Source organism: Colwellia psychrerythraea (assembly GCF_000764225.1).
Lineage (GTDB): Bacteria > Pseudomonadota > Gammaproteobacteria > Enterobacterales > Alteromonadaceae > Colwellia > Colwellia psychrerythraea_D.
In genome coordinates this window covers 103,271-129,322 of record NZ_JQED01000015.1, presented here as the reverse complement: position 1 = coordinate 129,322, position 26,052 = coordinate 103,271, and the positions used below count along the sequence as shown (strand labels likewise).

The following is a 26,052-nucleotide window of genomic DNA, read 5'->3' as shown; positions in this document are numbered from 1 at the left end:
TCCTATTGGCATTATTTAAGAGTCTAGGTGATTCACCAGACAATTAGTTAAGGTTAATTAAACTAAGTTAATCAAAATAATTTGTGCGTCATGCGCACACTTGTTAGTATATCGAACATTAGTGTAGGTTTGAGGTAATTCAATGTCAAAGCAAGAACAAGAAAAACATGATGGTGATCAAGTTATGATCAAATCATCTGAAATTGTACAATCATTGCTCAAAGGTTTAGTGGTTATTCAGGCCTTTGATCAGCAAAGACCCACGATGACCTTGTCTGAAGTTGCGGCTGAAACAGGTTATACGAGAGCTGCAGCAAGGCGATTTCTACTAACTTTAGTCAGTGAAGGTTATGCAAAACAAGAAGGAAAGCAGTTTTCGTTAACGGCAAAAATTCTTAAGTTGGGTTTCTCATATCTGGCTTCTCAAGATGTATGGAAAAATGCAAAACCTTTGATGAAACAGTTAGTTGAGCAGCTCAATGAGTCATGTTCTGCAGCGGTTTTAGAAGGTGAAGATGTTGTGTACGTTGGGCGTGTTGCAACCACTAAACGGGTGATGTCTGTTAGCCTAAATGTGGGTACTCGCTTACCTGCATTTGCAACCTCTCTAGGTCGCGTATTATTAGCAGATATGAAAGATGTGGTATTAGATGACTTTTTATCAACCTGTCACATAGAGCAATATACTGCGTTCACCCTCACGAACAAAGCAGAATTAACAGCTGAAATTTCACGGGTACAACAACAAGGTTATTCTTTGGTAGAACAAGAACTAGAATTAGGTTTAACCTCTATTTCTGTTCCAGTAAGAAGTCAGGCTGGAAAAGCTCTTGGGGCGTTAAGTATCAGTACGCATATTTCTCAAACAACAAAACAGCAAGTATTAACGAGCATTTTACCTGCGCTCAAAGCCTGTGCAGCAGCTATTGAACAGTTAGCTTACTAAAATGCTGGTTGAATATAGTGAGTTATGTTTTAATAGCTCATGAGTACTGTAATAAAATACAGTGTCTAGTTAGTCCAAGTGAACAATTATTTAATGACATTGGTATCCAGTATGAACTTTTTCATAGAGACACAACAGCTTTTACCACTCGCGCTTACTTTGGCAGTAGTGTTTTTCTTAATGCTGATATGGGTGTTATTTCGATTAAGCAGTATCAAAAATGCTGTGCTCGCGCAAAGTCTTGAACAAGAAGAACGTATGCAAGTGTTATTTGGTCAACACTTTTCAGAACAATTGTTGCATCTACAGCAACATTATCAACAAGTAAACCAACAGCAGTTAACACAAGCCCATGATAAGCAACAACTGCATTTATCGAATAATATTGAACAGCAAATGGCTGATTTACGTATCAAGCTTATGCGGCAAATTAACGAGTTACAAACCCAGCTGGCTACTAACCAAAGTCAATCATTAGACCAGGTGATTAACCATCTAAATAATACCGGCCAAGCAAACCGAGAAGAATTGGCTAAAACGCTGGCACAAAGCAGTGAGCAAATGAGTAAACGCATTGACGGCTTAACTCAGGCGACCGATAACCGCTTACAAGAGATTAGTGGCCAAGTAGAAAAACGCTTGGCTGAGGGCTTTGAAAAAACGACAAAAACTTTTAGTGATATTTTGCAGCGCTTAGCATTAATCGATGATGCGCAGAAGAAAATCACCGAGTTATCGACCAATGTAGTGAGCTTGCAAGAAGTACTTAATGATAAGCGCTCTCGCGGGGCATTTGGTGAAGTACAGTTAAATAGTTTGATAAGAAATGTATTGCCAGAACAAAGCTTTAAATTACAGCATACATTGTCAAATGGTAAAATTGCCGATTGCGTACTTTTTTTACCTAAACCTACAGGTAATGTTGTTGTAGATTCTAAGTTTCCGTTAGAGAACTATCGAAAAATGGTGGACTTTGAAACCCATGAGGCTGAAAGAAAATCAGCGATGCGTCAGTTTAAAATGGATATCAAAAAACATATTAATGATATAAGTGATAAGTACCTGATTGATAATGAAACAGCAGATGGTGCGATAATGTTTATACCCGCAGAAGCTATTTTTGCTGAGATTCATGGACACCAAAGTGAACTGGTTGAATATGCAAATAAAAAACGCGTTTGGTTGACATCGCCAACGACCTTAATGGCGATATTAACAACTGCACGCTCAGTACTTAAAGATGAGGCGACACGTCAACAAATACATATTATTCAGGCGCACTTGTCAGATTTAGCACAAGACTTTAATCGCTTTAAAGGCCGCTTTGCCAATCTTGCTAGACATATAGATCAAGCTGCGACAGATGTGAAGCAGATACATACCTCGGCAGATAAGATATCTAGCCGTTTTGAGAAAATTGAACAGGTGGATCTCAGTGAAAAAGAACCGTTAGAGTTACTTGATTCCAAGTGATAATAGTCCTATTTTCTGTCTAATTTATAGAAAATAGCTACTATTTGCTGTTTATTTGTGCTTTATTGGTTCTTGTGACTTGTGCAAAGTGACTAAGGTCGTTGATCAGTTGCTTTAATCTCATTATAACATTATGTCAGAGGGCTATTTTATATGATTAAAATATTATGCCGTTTGTTATTGGTCTCACTACTCTGTACATCAAGTTTGCTAATGGCTAAGCAAGACTTAAAGATAGGTATTGGCAACTTTGCACCTTTTCTTGTTGAAAAAGATCACCATGGTTTGTTTCTTGAACTGACTGAGGAAATATTTAAGCAATTACCAAACTATAATGTGAAGTTTATTTATATGAGTAACAATAGATTGTTACATGAAATAAATTCAGGACAGAGAATTGATGTTGCGTGTAATATTTTTTTAAACTCACCAGTTAATGGTTATCTATCCACACCTGTTTTTCGCTATACCGATGTCGCTGTGTCAAAAAATTCAGCCAAACTAAAGATTAGCAACATTTCTGATTTACAAGGTCATTCTATTGCTGCCTATCAGGGGGCTAAAGAGATGCTTGGAGATGACTTTAAAGCAATGGCGCTGGCTAATCCTAATTACAGTGAGTATTCTCATCCAGATGAAACCACTTATATGATGGTTGCTGGTGAGAAAGATGTCCGCATTGGAGATATACATATTTTTCTCCATGATTTAGCGGACAAACGTTATAAAAACGAAGAGAAAACAGCAGTAAAAGACTTCACCATTCATAGGTTGTGGCCAGACGTCTATTCACATATTGCTTTTAAAGATAAAGCGCTAAGAGACTCTGTTAACCAGATTATTAAAGACCTGACGACTGACGGAACGATAGAAGCTATTTATCGGAAACATCGCTAATTTGGTTAATATTCCTAATGCATCAACAGCAAATAACTCTGCTTAGTTGAACATGCAATTCACTTTAATTCTCATTTCTTCACAGTAACTAGTCTTATTAAACTATCAGATAGTAACGTTTAAAAAGCGACATTAATAAAGACGAATATTAAAAGTACAGGACAGATAAAACGCAAATAAAATGCTAGTAATTTCAGTGATGTATGTTTGTTTAACTGAGCAATATCCGTCAGCTGATTACCACGTTTCCAAAGCCAACCGACAACGATAAAGTAAAATAATGACATCAGCGGCTGTAAAATAGTGGTTAAAAGTTGGATCACTAAACCAAAGAGTTGTTCAAAAAAGGCAATGAGTAACATACTGGCGATGAACACTATCCCAGAGATTAACCAGGTCGCGCGCTTTCTGTTCATTGCTTTAGCTTCAATTAAATATGCAACGGGTACTTCAGTAGATGAAATGGTCGACGTGAGAGCTGCAATTGATAATAGGGTGAAAAAAGCAAAAGAAACTAGTAAACCAATGCTCCCCATAGAACTAAAAAGTGTTGGCAAAATATTAAAAATAAGTTGTCCTTCACCAATGAGATGACCATCTATAAAGACTTCTTGTCCACTATGTTGAGCGACAAAGAGAGCAGGAATAATCAGTAAGCCAGCAATAAAAGCAATAAAAGTATCAAGTAATGTTATCGATAAAACGAGTTTGCCAACACTTTGTCCTTTAGGCATGTATGAGCCATAGGCCATCATTGCACCAACACCGATAGCCAGTGAGAAAAAGGCTTGTCCCATCGCAGAAATAACCAACGTTGGCTCAGTTACCTGAGTAAAATCTGGAACTAAATAAAGCGTCAATCCTTCTTTTGCGCCATCTTGCTGCAATATATATATAATCAGACCAAGTAACATCACTAATAATAATGGCATTAGTCGAGCTGACCAACGCTCAATGCCACTATGTACGCCTTGGTGGACGATAGCAGCGCCTAACACGATAAAGATTGGGGTAAATACCACATTTCGCATTGTACTGGAGGTTGAAAGCCATTGTGATAAGTCTAACAAACCGATGAGTTCCGCTAAGGATGAAAGCGCATGGGACAGCATCCACCCGGCCACTATGGTGTAAAAACTTAGCATCATCATAGCGCCAATAATCCCTATAATGCCGGCAGAGTGACCAACGCTTTTAAAGCGTTTACCACATGCACTCGCTAAGGCCGACACGGGATTAGTTTGTGCTTGATTGCCAATATATATCTCCGCGTATAACGCGGGTAGGGCAAGTAAAAAAGTTACGATTAAATAAACAACTAAAAAGGCTCCACCACCATTATTTGCCGCTTGAGTGGGAAAACCCCATATATTGCCCAAACCAATAGCTGCACCAGCAGCGGCGAGAACAAAACCAAGACGAGAATGAAAGGAATCACGAGAAGAAGCAGTGGTCATAAATAGTGAGTAGTCGATAAAGTTAGTTGCGCAAAGCTTACCGAGTTAAGACGCGGAGGGGAAGTACTATTGATGGCTTTTGTTGCATTTTTGTTAGCAAAGTAGTGGAATAAATTATGGACACAGGCACGACCTAAACTCGCATATTGAAGTAGCTTGAGTATATAATACTGTCATTTTGAAATTAATAACGACTGAAGAGCAATATATGTTAAAGCATGAAATTATCCCAGTAACTCCTTTTGAGCAAAACTGTACGTTATTTTGGTGTAGTGACACTAAAATGGCAGCAGTAGTTGACCCTGGCGGAGATATAGAAAAAATCAAAGCGGGCATTGCCAGAAATGGTTTAACTCTTGAAAAAATTTTGATCACTCATGCGCATATTGATCATGCGGGCGCAACTCATGATCTTGCAACATCTTACGATGTCGCTATTGAAGGACCACACAAGGAAGATCAATTCTGGATTGACAGTATTGAAGAGCAAAAGCAACGTTTTGGCGGTGCTTTTGCTTATGCTAAAAAATTTACATCAAATCGATTTTTGCAACAAGGTGACACGGTTAGCTTTGGCAATGTTGTGATGGAAGTGTATTTTTGTCCCGGTCATACACCTGGGCATGTTGTGTTTTTTCATCGCGAGTCAAAACTTGCCCAAGTTGGCGATGTGTTATTTAGTGGCTCAATTGGTCGTACTGATTTCCCCCGTGGTGACCACGCAATGCTGATTAATTCAATTCGTAATAATTTATTCAATTTAGGTGATGAAGTACGTTTTATTCCCGGACATGGCCCTATGAGTACTTTTGGCCAAGAGCGAAGAAGTAACCCTCATGTCAGTGATGCTGCACTAGGATTGAGATAATGGGGGTGTTGGTACTTAAGGCTCAACGCCAACTGAGAAAAATAGATAATAGTAAGGTTTTTCAAGGTATTGTCATTGCTGTTATTTTATTATCAGCGTTATTGATTGGCGCAAAAACACATAACCTATCTTCTAAGGTTGTTTCAATTTTATTGCTTCTGGATGTTGCGGTTACGGTATTTTTTGCGATAGAAATCTCTATTCGTTATTTAGCGTGCCCCAAGAAAAAGCATTTTTTCAAAAATGGTTGGAATGTTTTTGATACTGTTATCGTTATTGGCAGCCTAATACCATCGGGTGGCTCAGGCGTGTTGTTGGCGCGATTATTGAGAGTATTTCGTGTGCTACGTCTAGTGTCTATGGTGCCAGAATTACGTCTGTTGATTAATGCATTACTTAAAGCGATACCGCGTATGGGGTATATTGCGCTACTGATGTTTGTCATTTTCTATATTTACGCTGCTATTGGTAGTATGTATTTCCACCCAATCAACGAAGTATTATGGGGGGATGTTTCTATATCTATGTTGACATTATTTCGTGTTGCGACGTTTGAAGATTGGACTGATGTCATGTATGAAACTATGGCAGTACATCCATTTAGTTGGATATATTATTTAACCTTTATCTTTCTAACCGCTTTCATTTTTCTAAATATGATGGTGGGTACGGTATTGGAAGTGATGGGCCAAGAACATGAGCAGTTTCGGGCTGAGCAACACGGAGAAACGGGTGATGGTGGCGAGCCTGCTAGTCGTGCGCAAATTGATAAGTTGGAAAATGAAATCGCTGAAATTAAAGCTCTGCTATTAGACAAAAATGAGCAGTGATATGAGTTTGTGTTGAATAAATCGTGAGTCATATTAATAGGCAGTATCCACCAAAGTCACTGCCTATTGTTAATAGATAGATTATCTATTGTGGTTGTTAAATTGGGTAATGATACGGTCAAGGTGGTTTGCAAAGTTTTGCCTATCTGTTTGATTTAATGCCGATGGCCCACCAGTTTGTACGCCACTAGCACGCATGGTATCCATAAAATCACGGATATTGAGTCGTGATTTTATATTCTCTTTAGTATAAAGCTCTCCACGTGGGCTTAAGGCAATACCCGACTTACCTATTACTTCATCTGCCAAGGGGATATCACTGGTGATAACTAAATCATTTGCCTCGACACGCTTAACTATTTCATCGTCAGCCACATCAAAGCCATTACTTACCTGCATAAAGCTGATAAAGGGGGAAGGGGGAATTCGAACATAATGATTAGCGACTAAAGTTATGGCAATTTTCGCTCTATCGGCTGCTTTAAATAATATTTCTTTGATCACCACTGGACATGCATCTGCATCCACCCAAATTTTCATGTTTTACCTTAGGGTCTATTGACCACTCGCGTTATTTTTACTTATGCTGCTATGATACAGTAATTTATGCGGCAATTAAAAATTTGGGTACAAACAGGACAGATAAAATGCTAAACCCACATTACCAACAAATATGGCAAACGGTGCAATTAATTCCTCAAGGTAAAGTTGCTTGTTATGGACAAATCGCTGATTTAGCAGGCTTACCTGGTAGAGCGCGTCTTGTGGGCAAGTCATTAGGCAAAGTGCCAAAGGATGGCTGGAGAGGGCAAGCGGTTCCTTGGTTTCGAGTCATTAATTCTCAAGGCAAGATTTCGTTTCCTCCGGGCAGTGATAATTTTGATAAACAAAAGCATCATTTGCAAGACGAGCAGGTCGTTGTGATCGGTAGTAGAATTAAACTGAAGGATTTCCAGTGGCAACCAGATTTATCTGAGTTGTTGTTTGCTCTTGAGTTTTAATTAACTTTTATCGCTTAATGGTTGTTATTTTTGGGTTACTTCAATAGTGGTAGAAGCCTCATTAAGGCCATTTTTTTTATTTTCTGGTAAATGTCATCTTCCTGCCAGCATAAATGAATATCTTTAATGTTCATTATTTCTGTCATGATCTTTTTTTGTTCTAATGATATTTCTCTGGCTTTTGCATATGAAATATCACGAGATAAGCTGATCATATGATCGAGTGAGGGCCATAGTTCGGGGGATTTTAGTGCGAATTTATCGGCTATCTTTTGACTTAATAACTCATCGTTATCTGTATCAAAATGGCTTATGTCAAAAAAATAGTCATTAGATAATTTACTGATCGCGTTGGTGTTATCTTTACGCTGTAAATAATAAGCAGGTAAAATTTTTATCCAGTCATCATTGTGTCGCTGAATAAGCTCTGCAATGACATGGCAATCTTCAAAACTACTATTTAAACCATGACCATAAAAAGGCAACATGGCATGAGCAGCATCACCAATTAACGCGACTTTGTTATTGATCACCCAAGGGTCAACATTTACTAAAAATAGTGGGTTAGGTGTTTTTTTTAGAAATTCAGTGACTGGGTTTTCTAACAGGGAGATAACATCACTAAAGTTATGGTGAAAAAAATCCTGAACTGTCTTTTGGGTTGTAAGTGAAGAAAATGAAGTTTCCCCTTGGTAATTTAAATATAAGGTACAAGTAAAACTACCGTCATTATTAGGGAGTGCAATTAATAAGAAGTCTTTGCGAGGCCAAATATGACTGGCATTAGGAGATAGCTTTGGACTACCATCGACATTTGTTGCTATGGTTAATTCTATATAAGATTGCTCCATATAACGTTGAGAATAACTAAAGCGTGGCGTTTCCTGAGCGAGACGCCTGACTTTAGAAAAGGCACCATCAGCGGCAAATACATAATCTGCATCGACTTCTTTATGACCTTTTCTGCCAGCTTTCAGGTAGCTAAAAGAAGTGCAAGCAGTGGTAAAATCAATGTGTGTTAATCGCTGCTCAAAATGCAAGTTCACTTGTGCTTCTTGCTCGGCTTGGTTGAGCAATATTTCAGTTAACTTTTCTCTTGAGATAGACCAGATAGCTTGATTTTTTTTACCATAACTGTGCTCTGATAAGTGTCCATTTTTACTATGAAATACACGTTTATAGAGGGGCGTAGCAAATTGACGTACCTGTTTATCAAGACCGATAATTTCAAGGGCTGCCCACGCCCTCTCTGATAAGGTAATATTAATAGATCTACCTTGCTGTGCATTGTGCGCTCTAGGATCAGGGCGTGATTCATAGACATCGACTAGGTGATTGGCACGCGATAGAATAATGGCTAGCATAGCGCCAACAGGACCTGCCCCGGCGATAGTAATTTTATCTTTAAAGTTTGATAATTCAGTCAATGGCGTTGCTACTTAATTATTTTCAGACTATTTAATACCATTCGCATTAATTAAGGTTACAGTTTCCAATGTAAAATATGCAGTGAGAATAAATTTTCAAGAACAATGCGCTTGATTAAGTATTAGCTGGCTTTTGGAATTTTAAGCAACAATGTTGTTGGATATTTTGACCGCCTGAATATAAAACTTAGTTAGTGAAATTGGTATAACTATTTAAGTAGCATAGTAAAACAAAAAAGCCCAGTCAAAGACTGGGCAAAACAAAAGGAGAAACATGAATAAGTGAAGGTTTATGAATTTACATTTAATAAGCTTTTGCCGTTAATCGCTATTTTTCGAGGTTTTAATGCTTCTGGCACCTCTCGCTCTAAATCCACGTGCAATAATCCGTTCTCCATAAAGGCACCGATGACTTTTACGTGTTCACCTAACTGAAACTTACGTTCAAAATTTCGCTCGGCAATACCTTGATGTAAAAAATGACGAGGAGCTGAAGTATTTTCCTGATCTGAATTGGCAGCAACTTGCTTAGTACCAACAATGATTAAACTATTGTCTTTAGATTCAATATCAATATCATCTTCACTGAAACCTGCAACGGCCATAGTAATACGGTATTGATTTTCGGCCAATAACTCAATGTTATAAGGCGGGTATGATGATTGTTTTCCAGGTTGAGAAGCTTTGTCAATTAAGCTAGCTAAATGGTCGACACCAATAAATGAACGATATAGAGGGCTGAAATCTGTAGAGTTACGCATAATAAGTTATCCTATAATATAGCAATAAAATGATTATTATTTTAAATAGCGACGTTTGTACTTTAGTGATTTTCTAGCAATGAAATTGCCTAGAGTTGAACTAAAAAAAGTGTTATTTAAAATAATGCTGCCTTTCACAATGAACAGGCAATTTTTGTTGTGTAGTCCCTTACGGCGACTACACAATTAGAGATGGGATTGTTTACTATTTTTTCAAGAAAAAAGTTGAATAAAAAATTACAACTCGTTTAGTTTGTTGTTTTATAATGAAATATTAAATTTTATTTTTTTGTTATTTTTCTGTTTCTTCCGTAGGAAGCGCTTTAGTCGCTTCAACTTCTGCTTCTGGATCAATAACAATAACAGGTGCTGTATACCTAACTTTAGCTAGCGCTTTATCATAATCAGGGTGCTGAGAAATGTTAGCGACTAAATCTTTGTAAACAATCTTGCCTTGGTTATTTATGACAAAAATTGCCCGTGTGAGCAGTCCCATATCTTTAATTAATAAGCCATAGTTTACGCCAAAATCACGCCAGACAGAGTCAGAGAGTACTTTAATGCCGTCAATTTTCTCTACATCACAAAACCTTTTTTGAGCGAAAGGCAGATCATTACTAATGGTAAGAATGACAATATTGTCAGGCAACTTGGCTGCTTCTTCATTGAAGCGTTTTGTTTGTATAGAGCAAACGCCAGTATCTAAACTTGGTACTACTGAAATCAGTATTGTTTGTCCGTGAAAGTCAGCCAATGTCACGGGAGCAAAGTTTTTGTCAACAACTTTAAATTGAGGCGCCTGCTCGCCAACATTTACTTGTTCTCCTAATAGGGTGATATATTTATCCCCAGCTTTGACGAGATTCTGTGTTGATTGCAGCTTTTTTGAGTCAAAGTTATCGCTGTGGCCATTAAAAGCGATTGTAAAACTGACGATAAAAAACACACATAAGGCAATGTTTGAAGTAGGAAAATTCATGATTTATTGAAATTAATAGTTAAGGTGAAATTATCTTAGCTGTTTAGCAATAAAATTTCTATAAATAGAACTTAATCATTGTGTTTTATCTTGGATACTTTAAGGTTATCAATAGAGGCTAGATATATTTATACCCATTACCATCAAGGTGTAATTTCAAAGTATATGAACAATCTCAACCCAAGATGTTGTGATGAAGTAATGGTCAACCTGTTATTCTATCATTTCAACGAAAAAGTGATGTTGTACAAATACTTATTTGATGAGGTTAAATCACTTTATCCCACGTAAAATCACTAATTCATAGAATAACTATGCATTAGTTTTTTCACTTACTTAAAGTTATTTCAACGTCTACTGAAATACAGCTCTTTACATGGTGGTGGGAGTAAACTCGGCCGTTGTTATTGTTTATGTAAGGCCTAAGATTAATATGACCACTAAATTATTAATTTGCGATGACTCTAATATGGCGCGCAAGCAAGTTGCACGCTCATTACCTGATGGTTGGGATGTAGATATAAGTTTTGCCGCTGATGGTGTTGAAGGAATTGAAGCGATAAAGGCAGGAAAAGGCGATGTGCTTTTGCTTGATCTTAATATGCCAAAGATGGATGGCTATCAGGTGCTTGAAGCTATTTTAGCACAAGATTTACCAACACTTACCATCGTGATATCTGGTGATATCCAACCTGAAGCTCATCAACGTGTTACCAGTTTAGGGGCGTTAGGTTTTATTAAGAAACCTGTCAATAAAGATATTCTTACTGAAGTGCTATCATCTTATGGAGTATTTACGAATAAAACGTCTGATACGGATGATGAACCAGAAACACTGGACAGTGCGTTAAACAATGCCGCTGTTGCTTCAAGCGTTGACGTTATAACTACTCCTGAGAAGCCTATAAATACTCAAGATAATGTTCCTTCCAATGATAGTGAAGCACGGTTTGCTGAATCTGATATTACCTTATCAACAGACATTCGGGATTGTTATCAAGAAATAGCGAATGTTGCTATGGGAAGAGCGGGCGATTTGTTAGCTCGTTTACTCAATGTTTTTGTTGAGTTACCTATTCCTAATGTTAATTTTATCGAAGTGAGTGAGCTTCGAATGGCATTGAAAGATATTGAAAACCATGAAAGTACATCGGGTATTTGTCAGGGTTTTATTAGCGCAGGGATTTCAGGGGAAGCTTTGTTGATCCTAAATGATTCAAGCTTTAAAGATGTCGCGTCTTTGATGAACTATCAATATAATGCTGATATGGGAACTGAATTAGAGCTATTAATGGACTTAGCAAATGTTCTTATTGGCGCCTGCTTGAAAGGGATATCTGAACAACTTGATATACAGTTTAGTCAAGGACACCCTGAGGTATTAGGGCAACATAGAAAAATCTCAGACCTCATCGCTAACAATGCCAATAAATGGAAAAAAACACTCGCAATAGAAATTAGTTATAGCATAGAAAACTACCCAATAAAGTGTGATTTGTTATTACTCTTTACGGAAAAATCGATGCAAACACTTAATAACAAACTGGCCTATCTAATTGAATAACTGATGAGTTGCAAAGTAATATTCACTTGGTATTAATAAAATGGGCATGAGTTAGCGCGACAAAGCGACGACAGGAATTGTTTATGACGTTAGAAAAATCACAATTAAATGAACTACATTGGTTAATGGAAATGTTGCATAACATTGATGTTGGTCTCGTTGTGCTAGATAAAGAATTTACCATTCAAATATTTAATGGTTTTATGGAAAATCATAGTGGTTTATTGCCACGTCAAGTAAAGGGGAAATTGATATTCGATTTATTCGAAGAAATCCCTAAAGATTGGTTTACTCGTAAAGCTGAATCAGTTTTTTTATTAAAAAACAAAGCCTTTACCATATGGGAGCAAAGACCTTACTTATTTAAGTTTGATAGTTATCGCCCTGTAACCGGAAGTGCTGATTTTATGTATCAGAACACCACGTTTATTCCGCTGTTGTCATCTACCGGCGATGTTAGCCATTTATGCCTATTAGTTTATGATGTCACAGACAATGCTGTACATAAACAAGGCTTGAAAAAAGCGAATGAAGAGTTGGCTGTGTTGAGTCAAACAGATGGTTTAACCCAACTATTTAATCGTGCGCATTGGGAATCATGCTTATTTGCTGAATATAAACGCTGGGGGCGAAGTAAACACCCTAGCTCATTAGTGATGTTAGATATTGATCATTTCAAAAATGTTAATGATACCTATGGGCATGTCGTGGGTGATGAAGTTATTCGCCACCTTTCTAGCTTCATAAGCCTTCATGTGAGAGAGACTGATATTTGTGGTCGTTATGGTGGAGAAGAGTTTGCTATTTTATTGGCAGATACCGCACTTAAAAATGCTTATGTATTTGCTGAGCGACTGCGTAGGGAAGTCGCGGCAGCCATCGTTACTTATAATGATATTGACATTAATTACACCATAAGTGTCGGTGTTGCTGAAGTTGATGCAGGAATTACCAGTCCAGAAGCTTGGATTCAATGCGCTGATGCTGCTTTGTATAACTCTAAAGAGACAGGCCGGAACAAGACGTCATTGCACCCAAAGCAACAAAGGTAACAGCCTTACAAGAATAAATAAGGTATTGTCACTACTCACTTTATTTATTCTACTTGTCATTTTACACGAATAATCAATACTTTCGTTGTTAATTATCAAAGCTATACCAGTAGGACTATAACAAATAAAATATGTACCGATATAGCTTTTCTGGCAAGGATGCTGATGAATGCAGCTTAATAGGTAATGCTGCAGCATTTTCTCCTGAATAACCACTTCCTTTCTCAATGCCAACCTCTAAGGCTATTAGTTCTCGCTGAGAGGGAAATAACTGAATGCTTTGGTATTACATTGCTAGAGTTTAGCTATTTTCATCAAGGTTATCGGTAGCAATATCATTAGCCATAATATAAGGTTTGGCCATTGACTATAGGGTGTATCACCCTTTACAAATTCGACCGTGCCCTTTAATACGACTTCTTCAAATTGCGGCGCAATTGCGGTAACTTCTCCTAAATGGTTTATCATACCGGTAACACCGTTATTCGTTGCCCTTACTAATGGACGGCCAAACTCTAGTGCACGCATTCGCGCAATTTCAAAGTGCTGATGTGGGCCATGAGAGTCACCAAACCAAGCATCATTGCTGACTGTTAAAATCATATCGGTATCATCGGTATAATTAGCAGCTAATTGCGCAGGAAAAGCTATTTCAAAGCAGTTTAGCGGTAATATATGTAAATTATTAGCAACCAAATTGGGTTGGACGTAGTTTCCAGCGGTGAAAGATGACATAGGTAAGTTAAAAAAGGGGGCTATTGGGCGCAGTAACTCTTGAAATGGCACGAATTCACCAATAGGTAATAAATGGCTTTTATAGTATCGATTACTGTGATTGTAATAGTAACCTTGCTCATCTTCAGCATTTTTTTTACCTAAAACGAGTAGCGCATTGAAGTACTCTTTACTTTCAAAGTTGTAGTTAATTAAGCCGGTAATTATTGCGCTGTTGTTTAATATTGCTGAGCGATTCACTGTATCCAAATAGTCTTGCACTGCTGGCTCTAAAGCTGGAATGGCAGATTCAGGCCACACAATAATATCTGCATCATAGTTCACACGCGTTAAATCTAGGTATTTCAACATCGTTGGCCATTCTTGTTCAGGCTGCCACTTAATTGATTGGGCTATATTGCCTTGAATAAGTGCTACCTTTGTTGATTTACCTGTTAATTCGGTCCAATTTATTTGAGCAAGTACAATGCTGCTCAGTACAATACTTAGCAGCGAGGTGACAGGGAGCGCTAAGCTTTTACTCGATAGTGTAACTGGTGATGCCTGCTTTTTTTTATTATTTAAATTAGCATAAAAACAATAAATTTTTACAAGACAAATGTTTATTACTAAGACAACTCCGGTCAGGCCCACTTCGCCAATTACAGGGGCGAAATTGGCTAAGGGACTATCTATCTGGCTATAACCAAGTGAGAGCCAAGGAAAGCCTGTGAGTACAACTGAGCGTAAGTATTCACACAATAACCAAACTGATGGAAAAAACCATAAATTAACACGGTTATTTCGAGCTATCTTCGCGGTTAAGTAGCCAGCCATCGTTGGAAATAGTGCAAGATAGGCGCACAAAGCTAACATTAATAATAAGGAAAATATTAGTGGCAGACCACCAAATTGGTCGATACTGACATGAACCCAGCTAATACCACTACTAAACCAACCAAAGGCAAATAGCGCCATTTTTTTAGCTGCTTGTTTAGGGGAGGTATCCTGAACTTGGTAAAATACAATGCAAGGTAAAATCAATGTCAGCCACCAAAAAGAAAAGGGGGCATAAGCAAAAACCAATAAAAAGCCACTTAGAAAAGACAGCCAATTACTTGGGTTAATCAGTTTACTTTTTATTGATGTAAAGAGGGAAACCTTACTGATATTAATCACTCACTTTACCGTTAATTTCGTGATCTTTATCAACACTTACTTGCAGCATTTGCATACGTCTACTATCGGCCACAAGCACTTTAAATTCAAAGTTACCTAAGCGAAATAACTCACCTTTTTGGGGCATGTGATTAAACTGTCTTAACACTATACCACCGATGGTATCAGCATTAGCTTCATCAAAGTCACTGTTGAAATATTCATTAAAGTCACTAAGTTCTGTTAGTGCTTTTACTAGGTAAACATTACCTGCTAAGTGCTTTATTTCTTCTTCAATCTCATCGTCGGTTTCATCTTCAATTTCACCAACAATTTGTTCTAAAATATCTTCGATAGTGATAAGGCCAGAAACACCACCATATTCATCAACTACTATGGCCATATGGTAGCGGTTTGAACGAAACTCTTTTAATAAGGGTTCAACCTTTTTACTTTCTGGGACAATAATGGCAGGTCGAATAACTTCACGTAAACTGAAATCCTTACTTTCAGAATTAAAACTAAAAGCGAGAAGGTCTTTAGCTAATAAAATACCTTCAACGTGATCGATATCTTCATTCACAACAGGAAAGCGTGAATGACCAGACTCTAGAATAATAGGGAGAAATTCATCAAGGTCATGGTTAATGTCAATTGTAACCATTTGAGAACGTGGGATCATTATCTCTCGAACGCGCATTTCTGATACGTCTAAGACTCCTGTAATCATTTGTTTGGTTTCAGGATTGATCAAGTCTCTATCTTGAGCATCATTGAGTATATCAACTAATTGATCTTTATTTTTCGGCTCAGGCGTTAATACTTGCATCACTTTATGCAAAAAGGACTTATTGGCTGAACCGTTACTAGAGTGGGGAGTGTCATCGCTCATAGAGCTATTCGAATTCCTTTATTGTGTTATCGAGCATGTAATTGAACATATTACCCTTCAAATGACGAGCATTGTCAATTTATATCGTTGTAAATTAGTTGCTTACTGTTCTAAGTAAGGATCACTAATACCGAGTTTATTCAAAATAGAAGTCTCGATAGTTTCCATTTCAAGTGCTTCAGACTCACTTATATGATCAAAGCCAACTAAATGCAAGCAGCCATGAATAACGAGATGAGCCCAATGGTCGAACAAGGCTTTATTTTGCTCTTGTGCTTCTTGTTTCATTACTTCAATACAAATAATCAAGTCACCTAATAGATTAAGTTCGACACCATCAGGGACTTCAAAAGGAAAAGATAAAACATTAGTTGGTTTATCTTTGCCACGGTATTGGTTATTTAATTGCTGGCTTTCTTCATTGTTTACTAGGCGTATGGTCAGCTCAAACTCTTGGTTTGGTTCGTTGCTGACTTCAGCTAAGGCGGCATCAACCCACAGTTGGAACTGCTCTTTGGTAGGTAATTCGGTTGGTGCACAGGCAATTTGAAGATCAATTTCATGAGGCATTAGCTTATATCGCTCTTATCATTACTTGTTTGTTTTGCCTGTTTATTTGTTTGGTTTTCTCTATTTGCCTTTTGTTCATGGCTATCATAGGCATCAACAACTCTAGCGACCACAGGATGTCGAACAACATCTTTTGATTGGAAGAAATTAAAACTAATACCGTTAATGTCTTGTAAAACTTCAATCGCATGACGAAGTCCTGACATTTGGTGGCGAGGTAAGTCGACCTGCGTAATATCACCCGTGATCACTGCGCGCGAGTTAAAACCAATACGCGTCAAAAACATTTTCATTTGTTCTATAGTAGTATTTTGGCTTTCATCTAAAATAATAAAAGCATCGTTAAGGGTTCTGCCACGCATATAAGCTAGTGGTGCAATTTCGATAACATTACGTTCTATCAGCTTTTCAACTCTTTCAAAACCAAGCATTTCAAAAAGTGCATCATAAAGCGGTCTTAAATAAGGGTCTATTTTCTGAGATAAATCGCCCGGTAAGAAGCCTAACTTCTCACCAGCTTCTACAGCAGGTCTTGTGAGTAAAATACGACGTACTTCTTGGCGTTCTAATGCATCAACAGCGCAAGCAACCGCCAAGTAGGTTTTACCCGTACCAGCAACACCAACACCAAAACTAATATCACTGGTGATTATATTTTGCACATAAGTTTGTTGGTTACCATTGCGCGGCTTAACGATACCGCGCTTGGTTTTTATGGTGACCATATCATCGAATTTTTTATCTAATTGACTACCTAATTCAGCTGATATTTTATCGCTCTGTTGCTCTTGTTCAAGACAGTCAGCTTCTAAGATGGCCAAATGAACCATCTCAGGAGAGATTACTTTGCTTTCACCTTTAACTTCTTGACTTTCAAGGTATAGATCTTTTAATACCTGGACAACAGCCTGACAATTTAACGGTTTGCCAACGACAGTAAACTCATGGCCACGGTAACTTATCTCCACACCTAAGCGGCGTTCAATAGTTTTTAGATTATCGTCCATAGGGCCACATAAATTAGCTTGTCTATGGTTATCTACAGGCGTCAAACTGAAGTTTTCTCGGGTTAGCTTAGTCGCTGATATTGTCAATTTTTTTTCCGTTTTGTTAAAGTAAAATGCTAAATAATACCCAAAGGGTTGTTACGGCGTATAAGTACCAACACCTAGCTCATCAAGATTACTTGGTGTGGCGGTGTGATGATTGTTTGCCAAAATATCAGCAGGAGAATGGGCAATTCTTAGACCCATATCTTTTTCTTCTCTTACTAACTCACCTAATAAAGAGTTGGCAACTACATCGGTAATTTTGATATCGACAAATTGTCCAATAACGCTATGCGGAGCAACAAAGTTAACCGTTCGGTTATTTTCTGTTTTACCGCGTAATTCCATTGGATTTTTCCTTGAAGGCCCTTCAACAAGAACACGCTGTACTGTATTAAGCATCTGTCTAGCGATGCGTAAGGCTTGGTGTGTTATTTGATCTTGTAGTATCTTTAAACGGTCTTTTTTAGTTTGGTCACTAATGTCATCGGGTAAGTCTGCGGCTGGAGTCCCTGGACGAGCGCTATAGATAAAACTAAAGCTTAAGTCAAAATCAATGGCTTTAATTAAGTCCATGGTTGCCTTGAAGTCTTCATCTGTTTCTCCAGGAAAGCCGATGATGAAATCAGAAGACATGGATAATTCAGGACGTGCTTTTTTCAACTTACGCACTTGAGACTTATATTCAATTGCCGTATGACCGCGTTTCATTTGCGTTAGAATTCTATCACAGCCACTTTGTACTGGAAGATGTAAGTGATTTACTAACTCAGGTACATCGTTATAAGCTTCTATAATATCGTCAGTAAACTCAACAGGATGAGACGTTGTGTAACGTATACGGTCAATACCATCAATGGTGGCAACCAAACGAACTAGATCAGAAAATCGACAAATTGAACCATCGTGTGTTTCACCGCGGTATGCATTTACATTTTGACCTAATAAGTTTACTTCACGGACACCTTGTTCAGCGAGTTGAGCTATCTCATATAATACATCATCAAGAGGGCGACTCACTTCTTCGCCACGGGTGTAAGGTACTACACAGAAAGTACAATATTTACTGCAACCTTCCATGATAGAAACAAAAGCACTGGCACCATCAGCTTTAGGCTCAGGTAAACGGTCAAATTTTTCAATTTCTGGAAAGCTAACATCAACAATAGGACTGTTTGAATTTTGCAGCTGATTTAGCATTTCAGGTAAACGATGCAGCGTTTGCGGGCCAAAAACCATGTCGACAAAAGGAGCACGTTTGCGAATAGAGTCACCTTCTTGTGAAGCAACACAGCCACCAACCCCAATAAGTAAATCAGGTTTAGTATCTTTTAAGCGCTTCCAGCGACCCAGTTGGTGAAACACTTTTTCTTGTGCTTTTTCGCGAATAGAGCATGTATTAAGCAAGATAACATCAGCTTGTTCCGCTTCTTCAACCATCGAAAAACCGTGAGTTGAATCCAACAATTCTGCCATCTTCTGCGAGTCATACTCGTTCATCTGACAGCCCCAAGTTTTGATATATAGCTTTTTACTCATTACTTCACTCTTTGCACACGAATTCGTACCGGAAATGCTAAAACAAGACCCGTACAGATAAAAGGAGGCGTATTTTATACCAATTGACAACTAATTTCGAATGAATAAGACAAATGTCTGCATTAATTTGTTTTAGTTAAACATAATGACCTAATCTAAGGTCATTAATGGAAAGCTAATAACAAGTTGACTACTGCCGTCATCATTTTCAAAAGTATTCATTGAGGCATGGTGTTTGTTCGTAATTTGACGAATAGTGTAGCTTGCAAGATCGAAGTTGATCCGACTATTGAGTTGGTTAAAAGAATCACTGTCGCTATTAATCGACAGCCATAATTTTTTCTTGACCTCTTGTAATGTCAGTTTGAAATTTTTCACATCACTTTTGAAAATGCCTGATATAAGTGCTTCAAAGATGACTTTATAAATATCAGACCGTAGCTCGTATTTCAAACTATCGATTTTATCATCAAGAGTACAGTGTAATTTAACTTCGTACTTATTTTGAACATAGTCCGCTAAAAAAGGGATTGCGACACTTAACTCTTTGCCACTAAGACTATCAGGCTCCTGTGAATCAAGGCTTTCTTTAAGCATCACTAAGCTCTTTTCAATTAATTGTTTACTATGTTCTATTTCATTACTGGCTAGTGACGTAGACGTTAGTTGCAAATTACGTTGTATAGTTTTCATAATCCGACCGCAATTTTTCATGTCATCTTTGAGTAAGCTGTGAATGTTTTTAATTGATTTAGTACGTAAAAACAGTAACCAAGATGTCAACAACACGGTAAATAAAGCTATGATGATGTAAAAAATTTTTAATTCGATCGTCCAGTACCAAGGGTAGGCAACATCAATTTCAGTATAGGCTATTACGTCACTCCAATGACCTAAGCTATTGGTTGCCATAATCTCGACGTTATAATGTCCAGACGCTAGCCCCGTTAAGGTTAGTTGATTATTACTTATTTGTTGCCATTGGCTATTATTAATTCGATATTGGTATTTTTTTGCAAGGCCAGGGCGAAAGTCTAAACTGGCTAAGTCAAGCGTGATGACATCATTGCCACTATCTATTTCGATTGATTTATTAAGTAATTTAGCTTTACCTGAAATTGTAGTTTTACTAATGATAACATTTGGATTAAATTGTTTTTGTTCAGATAGATCTAGCGCCAGAATACCACTGTAATGAATGGCATAAAGCGTGTCATCTTTAACTAACATACTGCTGACAAAAGAGTACTGCTGGGTATTCTCTATCATGGTTACTTGGTAGTTTTTAGCTGATATACGGTATAAACCTGGTTGACCAGATACCCATACATCACCATTAATTACTATCATTTCGGTGAAGCTATGATCCTTATATAGCTGAGCTAACAAATCACCTTGTTGATTAAACACCAAAATGCCGTCACCAAGTGTTGAAGCAAAAATTTTGTTATCAACTAGGACAAATGAAACCACTTTGCTTTTATTTGGTGAATTAATTGTTGTGAGCACATTGGTGGTCTGTTGGTAAATGCTAATGTGTCTGCTATTTGCAATCCATACCGTGCCATTATTTAACGTGAGGACATCAATTATCTCAGGACTCAACAAGCCATTATTAACATCGACATGATTAATCATTTTTTCACTAGCTAAGTCATAGATATAAAGGCCATCATAATTGGTAGCTATGTAGAGTAAATTGTTTTTATGTCTAAGTTTTAAGACTAGTTGATCAGCGATAATATTTAGTTTAGTCACTTTACCTTGGTTTTTATCATAGCGCCATAAACCATCTAAACTTGCGATATAGAGACTTTTATCTACCTCTATTGCGTCAAATATTTTCAAGCCTTTTTTAGTAAAACCAGTATTTACACTTTGTTTGAATACAGGCTTTAAGAAGTTTTGTAAACCAGCACCGTAGCTACCAATAATAATCTCATTGTCAAAGAACTTTATTTCATTTGCATTGATTGGTATATCAAAAATAACTTCATGATTGGTTATGTAGTCTTCATTAACTTGCTCAACACCTTGATTACTTACTAACCATAAAACACCTGAGGCATCATGAAACATGTCCCTAATACGTAACGTTTTACTTTGCCCATAATGATGAGGAATTTTTGCAAGGCTCAGTCCGTTATATTTGCTGATAGTATTTTTCTTGTTTACTGTAAAGAAGTCATCACTATCAAATGCTTTAGTTAGTCCGTAGATGGTCTCATCATGCTTGATACTCGATATTGTACCGTCATCTGAAAAACGATATATATTGTTGGCTGTTATGGCTATTACTGCATTAGTCAAAGCCTTTAATGCCGTGATGGGTTCATTAAGAATATTAACAAGGCGGTTATCTTGTAGTTGAAATAAACCTTCTTCATTAGCTATGTACAGGTGCTCTTGATTATGAACAAGATGATCGATACTAATATTACTCTCAATAACAATCGTTTCTGTAGTACTTGGATTATACCGATACAACTTATCTGGTACGTTGATGTAATACTCATCTTTAAACATTACTGCATCAAAATGATTCTGCTTGGGGATATCGACAGGAATTTTCTTTACCGTACCGGTTTGAGTGTGAAATAGCCATAAACCGTGAGTTTCAGTGGCAAGTAATAGCTTGTCGTCAATCAGGCTCATATTATGTATCCAAGAATATGGCATAGGCCATTCTTGATTGCTGAGCGAAAAAGTAACATTACTATTGGCATCAAAACGCGTTAAGCCTTGTTGACCAGCTAACCAGATAAAACCGTCTTTGTCTTGGAGTATCTTATTAACATTACTTAGGGTTTTGATTGATGAGACATTATTGGCTTCACTTAAAAAGCTAATGCATAAGAGGCTAAGCACTAGAAGTATAGAAAACTTAGCCTTGAACATTCTATTTAGTTGGGTGTTAAACGATACTTTGTGGTTTAGTTTTATTGTGTTCCTTTTCTCCACAGGCAACAAAAACTTGCGGCAAGCCATCGTGAGTGGTTGGCTTTTGTACCAATAAGTAAGTGGGTTTACGCGGATCATTTTGATGATTTTTTTCTGCCCAAGCGTTAGATATTTTATCAGCAAATTGCTGACCGTATTTTACTGCGAAGGCCGTGACTAACATCTCAACACCAAAGTCATCCATAACCACCATAGTATTGTCATGGTAGCCGCTTGTACTATCAAAATCTATATCTACGGTTAGAATTTTATTGTTAGGTAATACTAAATCAGCACGAAGTTTAGCCACAACGGCTCTATCACTATGTGCTTTTAAATTAGTCCTATTAGGCTTTTCGGTGAAATCATAAATTAAATTGATGTCTTTACTTATACGTTTTTCTTCACTATTTCGAGTTGTGGGGGGCTTGCGTAATACTGTAGACATAAGACTTCCTTAATAATTACATTTAATTTCAATGTCTTGGCTCTTTACTATAGCTGAAGTGTCAGAGTATACAAGCATTGTCTGACTATATTGATATCGAACAAATTTGTTTTTGACTAGGTATGGTAGCATCCGTTCAATACGCCTAATTACTCTCTTTACCTAAAATAAGTAGCTCTATTGTAATGTTTCAAAAGTTTGCTTGTCATTTTAGTATTCGTGCGCGGCTAAAAACGTTTTTATTGCTTCCTTGGCTTATCATTTTAAGCTTTGGGCTTAATCATGCCAGTGATTATTTAGAGGAAATAAAACTGGCGCGTAAAGCTATTTTATCGATAGAGATTTCAAGTGAAATTGATGATTTAATCTATGAATTACAAAAAGAGCGAGGTTTATCTGCGGGTGTTATTGAGCAGATTGAACAGAAAAAGTTAAGTCAGCTACAACAGCAAAGATTACAAACTGATTTGCGTATAGAACATACTATTAAGTTCATCCAACGTATTGAATTAACAAAACTAGAGCTTAATACTATTGCGACACAACAAGTAATAAATGATGTATTAAAAGATATTTTTGTAAGTATTAAGGGACTATCACAAACACGTAACGAAATTGATAACTCTGAGAGTCAAAATTATTTTGCTTACTATTCCCAGTTCAATGAAGATCTATTACGTTTAATATCACAAGTACAAGTAAACCTTAAAAGCACGGAACAAAATCGAGACAATATCGACTTTCTTAATTTGCTCAGATTACAAGAGAAATCAGGGCAAGAGCGTGGTGCTTTAAATGCTTTGCTCAACACCAAACAGCTATACGCCAGCCAGCTCCAACAAATTATTACCTATGGAAATGCACAAACAGAGCTCATCAATAACTTTTTTTCCGTGTCAAAATCACATCACCAATTATGGTTACAACGACAGCTTAATTCAGCTAACAACCAGCAAGTATTAATCATTAGAGAACTACTCAATGAAAGATTAATACGTGCTGAGCAACTGGCACAACTTGAACGTGAAATTGGTTATGGCGGCTTAATACATGATTTTAAAAATTATGTGTTAAGAGGTGAATCGAATTACTTTGATAGTTTCTTAACTCGGCTATCTTCAAGCCAATACTATCTAACATCATTTAATGATATTGCCAACTTAACAGATAATGACAAACAAGCGGTTGAGGTTATTGGGCAGACTTTAAATCGTTACCATGAGCACATTTTATTAGCAAAAATGTCTAGAGACAAAGGAAGGCATGCTGAGCAAATAGATGAGGAAATCCGCATTGATGATAGCCAAGCCGTCGCTGCAATTAAACAACTACAACAAAATGATGTAGGTATAGATACAGAGCAATGGTGGCATTTGTCTTCATTACGCATTGATGAATTTAGAGCAATAAGCAATCATATTCGTTCTGAAATGCAAACTCTGGCCAATAATGAAGAGCAAAAAGCGATTGGTAGTTTAGTGGTATACATAACGACATTCATTTTGATCTTTATCACTACTTTATATTGCTCTTTCTTCGTGGTTAGACGCATTGTTGCAAAAATTAAATATATTAGCACTTCAATGACAACAATGGAGGTTGAGCATAAGTTTAATCAACCGTTAAAAGTAAAAGGAAATGATGAACTTACCGATATGGTAATAGCGTTCAATCATATGCTAACCGAGCGCAGTAAATCTGAAGGTGAGCAGAAAATTTCGGCTGCAGTTTTCAAATATGCTTCAGAAGCCATTATGATCACGGACGCTAATAATAAGATAGAAACCGTTAATCCTGCTTTTTGTCACATTAGTGGCTTTAGCGCCGAAGAAGTCTTAGGTAAATCACCTAATATTTTAAATTCAGGTAAGCATGACAATCACTTCTATCAAAAGATGTGGCAATCACTTGAGCAAGAGAATAGTTGGCAGGGTGAAATATGGAATAAAAGAAAGAATGGTGAAATATATCCTGAATTTTTAGCCATTTCTGTGGTGAGAGATCAAGATAAAAAGCCGCTTCAATACATTAGCCTCTTTTCAGATATCACTAAGCATAAAAAGTATGAGGAAGATATTTGGTTACAAGCGAATTATGACTCACTAACAGGATTACCTAATCGTGATTTATGCATCGAAAGGTTACACAATAAATTGAATGGGGAGCTAGAGGGGAGTCGTGATGTTGCCTTATTATTTATAGATTTAGATCGATTTAAATTTGTTAATGATACTTGGGGCCACAGCAGTGGAGATGATTTATTGAAGTTGGCGGCAATCCGTTTACGTAATTGTATCCGTGACAAAGATACGGTAGCACGATTCGGTGGTGATGAATTTGTTGTTTTATTAGTAGGCCTGTCTAACCGTTTTGCCATTGAACGTATTGTTAAAAGTATTCTGACTAGTCTATCTATGCCATTTCACTTAACCGAAAGCAATGAAGCTGTAGTATCTGCGAGCATAGGTGTTACCGTTGGCCCAGAAGATGGTAACAGTGTTGAATTACTCCTTAAGAATGCCGATACTGCGATGTATCAAGCGAAGGCTGCCGGTCGTAATACCTATCAATTTTTTACTAAGAACATGAATGAAGCTGTTAGTCGTCGAATGCATATTGAGCAAGCGTTAAGACAAGCCATTAAGCAGCGTGAATTTGTTTTACACTATCAGCCGGTCGTATCATTAAGTAATGGTGAAATTATTGGCGCTGAAGCACTCATTCGCTGGCAGCATCCAAGTAAAGGATTAATATATCCTGATAGTTTTATCGAAGTGGCAGAAGAAGCTGGGCTAATTGAACCTATTGGGCAATGGGTGATTGAGCAAGCCTGTGCTGACTTAAAGCATTGGCAAAGTCTTGGTCTAGCATTACAAGTCGCTGTTAATGTCTCTAGTCGCCAATGCAAACAAACAAGTAAAACACCAATAAAAGATATAATAAAAGAAGCACTGAAAGATAATGATATTTCGCCATCAAACTTGAAAGTAGAGATAACTGAAAGTTTATTGATGGATAACTCACAAGAAATGATGACTACTTTGCAAGATATTCGTGATTTAGGTGTTGCCATATACATGGATGATTTTGGTACGGGTTACTCCTCATTAAGTTATCTAAAACATTTCCCTATCGATGTCATGAAGATAGATCGCTCTTTTATTGCCGGATCTATTGATGATAAAACCGATGCAAGTTTGGTTGAAGCTGTCGTATTAATTGGCCATAGTCTATCGTTAAAACTGGTAGGTGAAGGTATAGAAACCAAACAACATTATGACTACCTTCGCTCATTAGGCTGTGATTATGGGCAAGGGTACTTTATCTCTAAACCTATAATGTCATCAGAATTCATTACCTTGTGTCAACAGGTGGGTAGGTTGCCTACATGGTCAACTTAATAATTTTTCCACCTAAACTCCGCATCGTCAGACAGAATGGTTACAAATTAATTAAACAATAAATCGGTCGAAATTACTCGCTGCCT

General features: G+C 37.3%; 21 protein-coding genes. 9 read left to right on the top strand and 12 right to left on the bottom strand.

Annotated elements, in window-relative coordinates:
• Positions 1-142 precede the first annotated feature (142 nt).
• The 3 genes from ND2E_RS13955 (at position 143) to ND2E_RS13965 (ending at position 3,316) form a co-directional block, all read left to right on the top strand.
• Positions 143-946 (top strand): IclR family transcriptional regulator domain-containing protein, encoded by an 804-nt coding sequence (locus ND2E_RS13955; RefSeq protein ID WP_052056380.1) that lies wholly within the window; start codon positions 143-145, stop codon positions 944-946.
• Between the two features lie 111 nt (positions 947-1,057).
• The gene (locus ND2E_RS13960) at positions 1,058-2,419 is read left to right on the top strand and encodes a DNA recombination protein RmuC (RefSeq protein WP_223303573.1); all 1,362 of its coding nucleotides are present in this window, start codon (positions 1,058-1,060) and stop codon (positions 2,417-2,419) included.
• A 213-nt stretch (positions 2,420-2,632) separates the two neighbouring features.
• The gene (locus tag ND2E_RS13965; RefSeq protein ID WP_223303572.1) at positions 2,633-3,316 is read left to right on the top strand and encodes a substrate-binding periplasmic protein; all 684 of its coding nucleotides are present in this window, start codon (positions 2,633-2,635) and stop codon (positions 3,314-3,316) included.
• A 119-nt stretch (positions 3,317-3,435) separates the two neighbouring features.
• On the opposite strand, the gene ND2E_RS13970 is transcribed toward ND2E_RS13965, so the two are convergent.
• Positions 3,436-4,773: a sodium-dependent transporter gene (locus ND2E_RS13970; RefSeq protein WP_033093249.1), complete on the bottom strand. Its 1,338-nt coding sequence runs from the start codon at positions 4,771-4,773 to the stop codon at positions 3,436-3,438.
• Positions 4,774-4,981: 208 nt separating this feature from the next.
• Here ND2E_RS13970 and ND2E_RS13975 point away from each other — a divergent pair, with 208 nt between their 5' ends.
• Complete coding sequence (locus ND2E_RS13975; protein WP_033093248.1) at positions 4,982-5,641, top strand: MBL fold metallo-hydrolase; 660 nt, start codon at positions 4,982-4,984, stop codon at positions 5,639-5,641.
• On the top strand, positions 5,641-6,471 hold the full coding sequence (locus tag ND2E_RS13980) for an ion transporter (RefSeq protein WP_052056378.1): 831 nt from the start codon (positions 5,641-5,643) through the stop codon (positions 6,469-6,471). Before ND2E_RS13975 ends, ND2E_RS13980 begins: the two co-directional genes overlap by 1 nt.
• An 81-nt stretch (positions 6,472-6,552) precedes the next feature.
• Here ND2E_RS13980 and ND2E_RS13985 read toward each other — a convergent pair whose 3' ends face one another.
• Entirely contained in the window at positions 6,553-7,011 is a 459-nt protein-coding gene (locus ND2E_RS13985) for a YaiI/YqxD family protein (protein WP_033093247.1), read from the bottom strand.
• 107 nt (positions 7,012-7,118) lie between these two features.
• On the opposite strand from ND2E_RS13985, the gene ND2E_RS13990 reads away from it, so the two are divergent.
• Positions 7,119-7,472 (top strand): MGMT family protein, encoded by a 354-nt coding sequence (locus ND2E_RS13990; RefSeq protein ID WP_033093246.1) that lies wholly within the window; start codon positions 7,119-7,121, stop codon positions 7,470-7,472.
• A 35-nt stretch (positions 7,473-7,507) separates the two neighbouring features.
• Here ND2E_RS13990 and ND2E_RS13995 read toward each other — a convergent pair whose 3' ends face one another.
• The 3 genes from ND2E_RS13995 to tpx all read right to left on the bottom strand — a co-directional run bounded on the left by ND2E_RS13995 (position 7,508) and on the right by tpx (position 10,639).
• A complete protein-coding gene (locus ND2E_RS13995; protein WP_033093245.1) occupies positions 7,508-8,899 on the bottom strand; it encodes an FAD-dependent oxidoreductase in 1,392 nt (463 codons plus the stop codon).
• A gap of 290 nt (positions 8,900-9,189) precedes the next feature.
• Positions 9,190-9,660, bottom strand: coding sequence for an Hsp20 family protein (locus ND2E_RS14000; protein ID WP_033093244.1), 471 nt, complete (start codon positions 9,658-9,660; stop codon positions 9,190-9,192).
• 292 nt (positions 9,661-9,952) lie between these two features.
• On the bottom strand, positions 9,953-10,639 hold the full coding sequence (tpx, locus tag ND2E_RS14005; protein WP_033093243.1) for a thiol peroxidase: 687 nt from the start codon (positions 10,637-10,639) through the stop codon (positions 9,953-9,955).
• Between the two features lie 433 nt (positions 10,640-11,072).
• Here tpx and ND2E_RS14010 point away from each other — a divergent pair, with 433 nt between their 5' ends.
• Together ND2E_RS14010 and ND2E_RS14015 are read left to right on the top strand one after the other, a co-directional pair.
• Positions 11,073-12,203, top strand: coding sequence for a response regulator (locus tag ND2E_RS14010; RefSeq protein ID WP_033093242.1), 1,131 nt, complete (start codon positions 11,073-11,075; stop codon positions 12,201-12,203).
• An 83-nt stretch (positions 12,204-12,286) separates the two neighbouring features.
• The gene (locus ND2E_RS14015; protein ID WP_033093241.1) at positions 12,287-13,255 is read left to right on the top strand and encodes a sensor domain-containing diguanylate cyclase; all 969 of its coding nucleotides are present in this window, start codon (positions 12,287-12,289) and stop codon (positions 13,253-13,255) included.
• Between the two features lie 294 nt (positions 13,256-13,549).
• On the opposite strand, the gene lnt is transcribed toward ND2E_RS14015, so the two are convergent.
• The 7 genes from lnt to ND2E_RS23290 form a co-directional block, all read right to left on the bottom strand.
• Positions 13,550-15,148 (bottom strand): apolipoprotein N-acyltransferase, encoded by a 1,599-nt coding sequence (lnt, locus tag ND2E_RS14020; RefSeq protein ID WP_052056376.1) that lies wholly within the window; start codon positions 15,146-15,148, stop codon positions 13,550-13,552.
• Entirely contained in the window at positions 15,141-16,019 is an 879-nt protein-coding gene (locus ND2E_RS14025) for an HlyC/CorC family transporter (RefSeq protein WP_033093240.1), read from the bottom strand. Before ND2E_RS14025 ends, lnt begins: the two co-directional genes overlap by 8 nt.
• 102 nt (positions 16,020-16,121) lie before the next feature.
• Positions 16,122-16,589: an rRNA maturation RNase YbeY gene (ybeY, locus tag ND2E_RS14030; RefSeq protein WP_033093239.1), complete on the bottom strand. Its 468-nt coding sequence runs from the start codon at positions 16,587-16,589 to the stop codon at positions 16,122-16,124.
• The gene (locus ND2E_RS14035; protein WP_052056375.1) at positions 16,589-17,683 is read right to left on the bottom strand and encodes a PhoH family protein; all 1,095 of its coding nucleotides are present in this window, start codon (positions 17,681-17,683) and stop codon (positions 16,589-16,591) included. Before ND2E_RS14035 ends, ybeY begins: the two co-directional genes overlap by 1 nt.
• A gap of 51 nt (positions 17,684-17,734) precedes the next feature.
• A complete protein-coding gene (gene miaB / locus ND2E_RS14040) occupies positions 17,735-19,177 on the bottom strand; it encodes a tRNA (N6-isopentenyl adenosine(37)-C2)-methylthiotransferase MiaB (RefSeq protein WP_033093238.1) in 1,443 nt (480 codons plus the stop codon).
• Between the two features lie 150 nt (positions 19,178-19,327).
• Positions 19,328-22,045, bottom strand: a complete 2,718-nt coding sequence (locus ND2E_RS14045; RefSeq protein WP_033093493.1) for a ligand-binding sensor domain-containing protein — start codon at positions 22,043-22,045, stop codon at positions 19,328-19,330.
• Between the two features lie 46 nt (positions 22,046-22,091).
• Positions 22,092-22,565 (bottom strand): hypothetical protein, encoded by a 474-nt coding sequence (locus tag ND2E_RS23290; RefSeq protein WP_033093237.1) that lies wholly within the window; start codon positions 22,563-22,565, stop codon positions 22,092-22,094.
• A gap of 185 nt (positions 22,566-22,750) precedes the next feature.
• Between ND2E_RS23290 and ND2E_RS14055 the strand changes: the two genes are divergently transcribed.
• Positions 22,751-25,966 carry an EAL domain-containing protein gene (locus ND2E_RS14055; RefSeq protein WP_052056371.1) on the top strand — a complete coding sequence of 1,072 codons (3,216 nt, stop codon included), beginning with the start codon at positions 22,751-22,753 and terminating at the stop codon, positions 25,964-25,966.
• Positions 25,967-26,052: the final 86 nt, after the last annotated feature.

What these genes read in the sequence shown, in the direction of transcription:
- ND2E_RS13955 (WP_052056380.1), top strand. Translation starts at nt 143, where the DNA reads ATGTCAAAGCAAGAACAAGAAAAACATGATGGTGATCAAGTTATGATC.
- ND2E_RS13960 (WP_223303573.1), top strand. Translation starts at nt 1,058, where the DNA reads ATGAACTTTTTCATAGAGACACAACAGCTTTTACCACTCGCGCTTACT.
- ND2E_RS13965 (WP_223303572.1), top strand. Translation starts at nt 2,633, where the DNA reads ATGGCTAAGCAAGACTTAAAGATAGGTATTGGCAACTTTGCACCTTTT.
- ND2E_RS13970 (WP_033093249.1), bottom strand. Translation starts at nt 4,773, where the DNA reads ATGACCACTGCTTCTTCTCGTGATTCCTTTCATTCTCGTCTTGGTTTT.
- ND2E_RS13975 (WP_033093248.1), top strand. Translation starts at nt 4,982, where the DNA reads ATGTTAAAGCATGAAATTATCCCAGTAACTCCTTTTGAGCAAAACTGT.
- ND2E_RS13980 (WP_052056378.1), top strand. Translation starts at nt 5,641, where the DNA reads ATGGGGGTGTTGGTACTTAAGGCTCAACGCCAACTGAGAAAAATAGAT.
- ND2E_RS13985 (WP_033093247.1), bottom strand. Translation starts at nt 7,011, where the DNA reads ATGAAAATTTGGGTGGATGCAGATGCATGTCCAGTGGTGATCAAAGAA.
- ND2E_RS13990 (WP_033093246.1), top strand. Translation starts at nt 7,119, where the DNA reads ATGCTAAACCCACATTACCAACAAATATGGCAAACGGTGCAATTAATT.
- ND2E_RS14000 (WP_033093244.1), bottom strand. Translation starts at nt 9,660, where the DNA reads ATGCGTAACTCTACAGATTTCAGCCCTCTATATCGTTCATTTATTGGT.
- tpx (WP_033093243.1), bottom strand. Translation starts at nt 10,639, where the DNA reads ATGAATTTTCCTACTTCAAACATTGCCTTATGTGTGTTTTTTATCGTC.
- ND2E_RS14010 (WP_033093242.1), top strand. Translation starts at nt 11,073, where the DNA reads ATGACCACTAAATTATTAATTTGCGATGACTCTAATATGGCGCGCAAG.
- ND2E_RS14015 (WP_033093241.1), top strand. Translation starts at nt 12,287, where the DNA reads ATGACGTTAGAAAAATCACAATTAAATGAACTACATTGGTTAATGGAA.
- ND2E_RS14025 (WP_033093240.1), bottom strand. Translation starts at nt 16,019, where the DNA reads ATGAGCGATGACACTCCCCACTCTAGTAACGGTTCAGCCAATAAGTCC.
- ybeY (WP_033093239.1), bottom strand. Translation starts at nt 16,589, where the DNA reads ATGCCTCATGAAATTGATCTTCAAATTGCCTGTGCACCAACCGAATTA.
- miaB (WP_033093238.1), bottom strand. Translation starts at nt 19,177, where the DNA reads ATGAGTAAAAAGCTATATATCAAAACTTGGGGCTGTCAGATGAACGAG.
- ND2E_RS23290 (WP_033093237.1), bottom strand. Translation starts at nt 22,565, where the DNA reads ATGTCTACAGTATTACGCAAGCCCCCCACAACTCGAAATAGTGAAGAA.
- ND2E_RS14055 (WP_052056371.1), top strand. Translation starts at nt 22,751, where the DNA reads ATGTTTCAAAAGTTTGCTTGTCATTTTAGTATTCGTGCGCGGCTAAAA.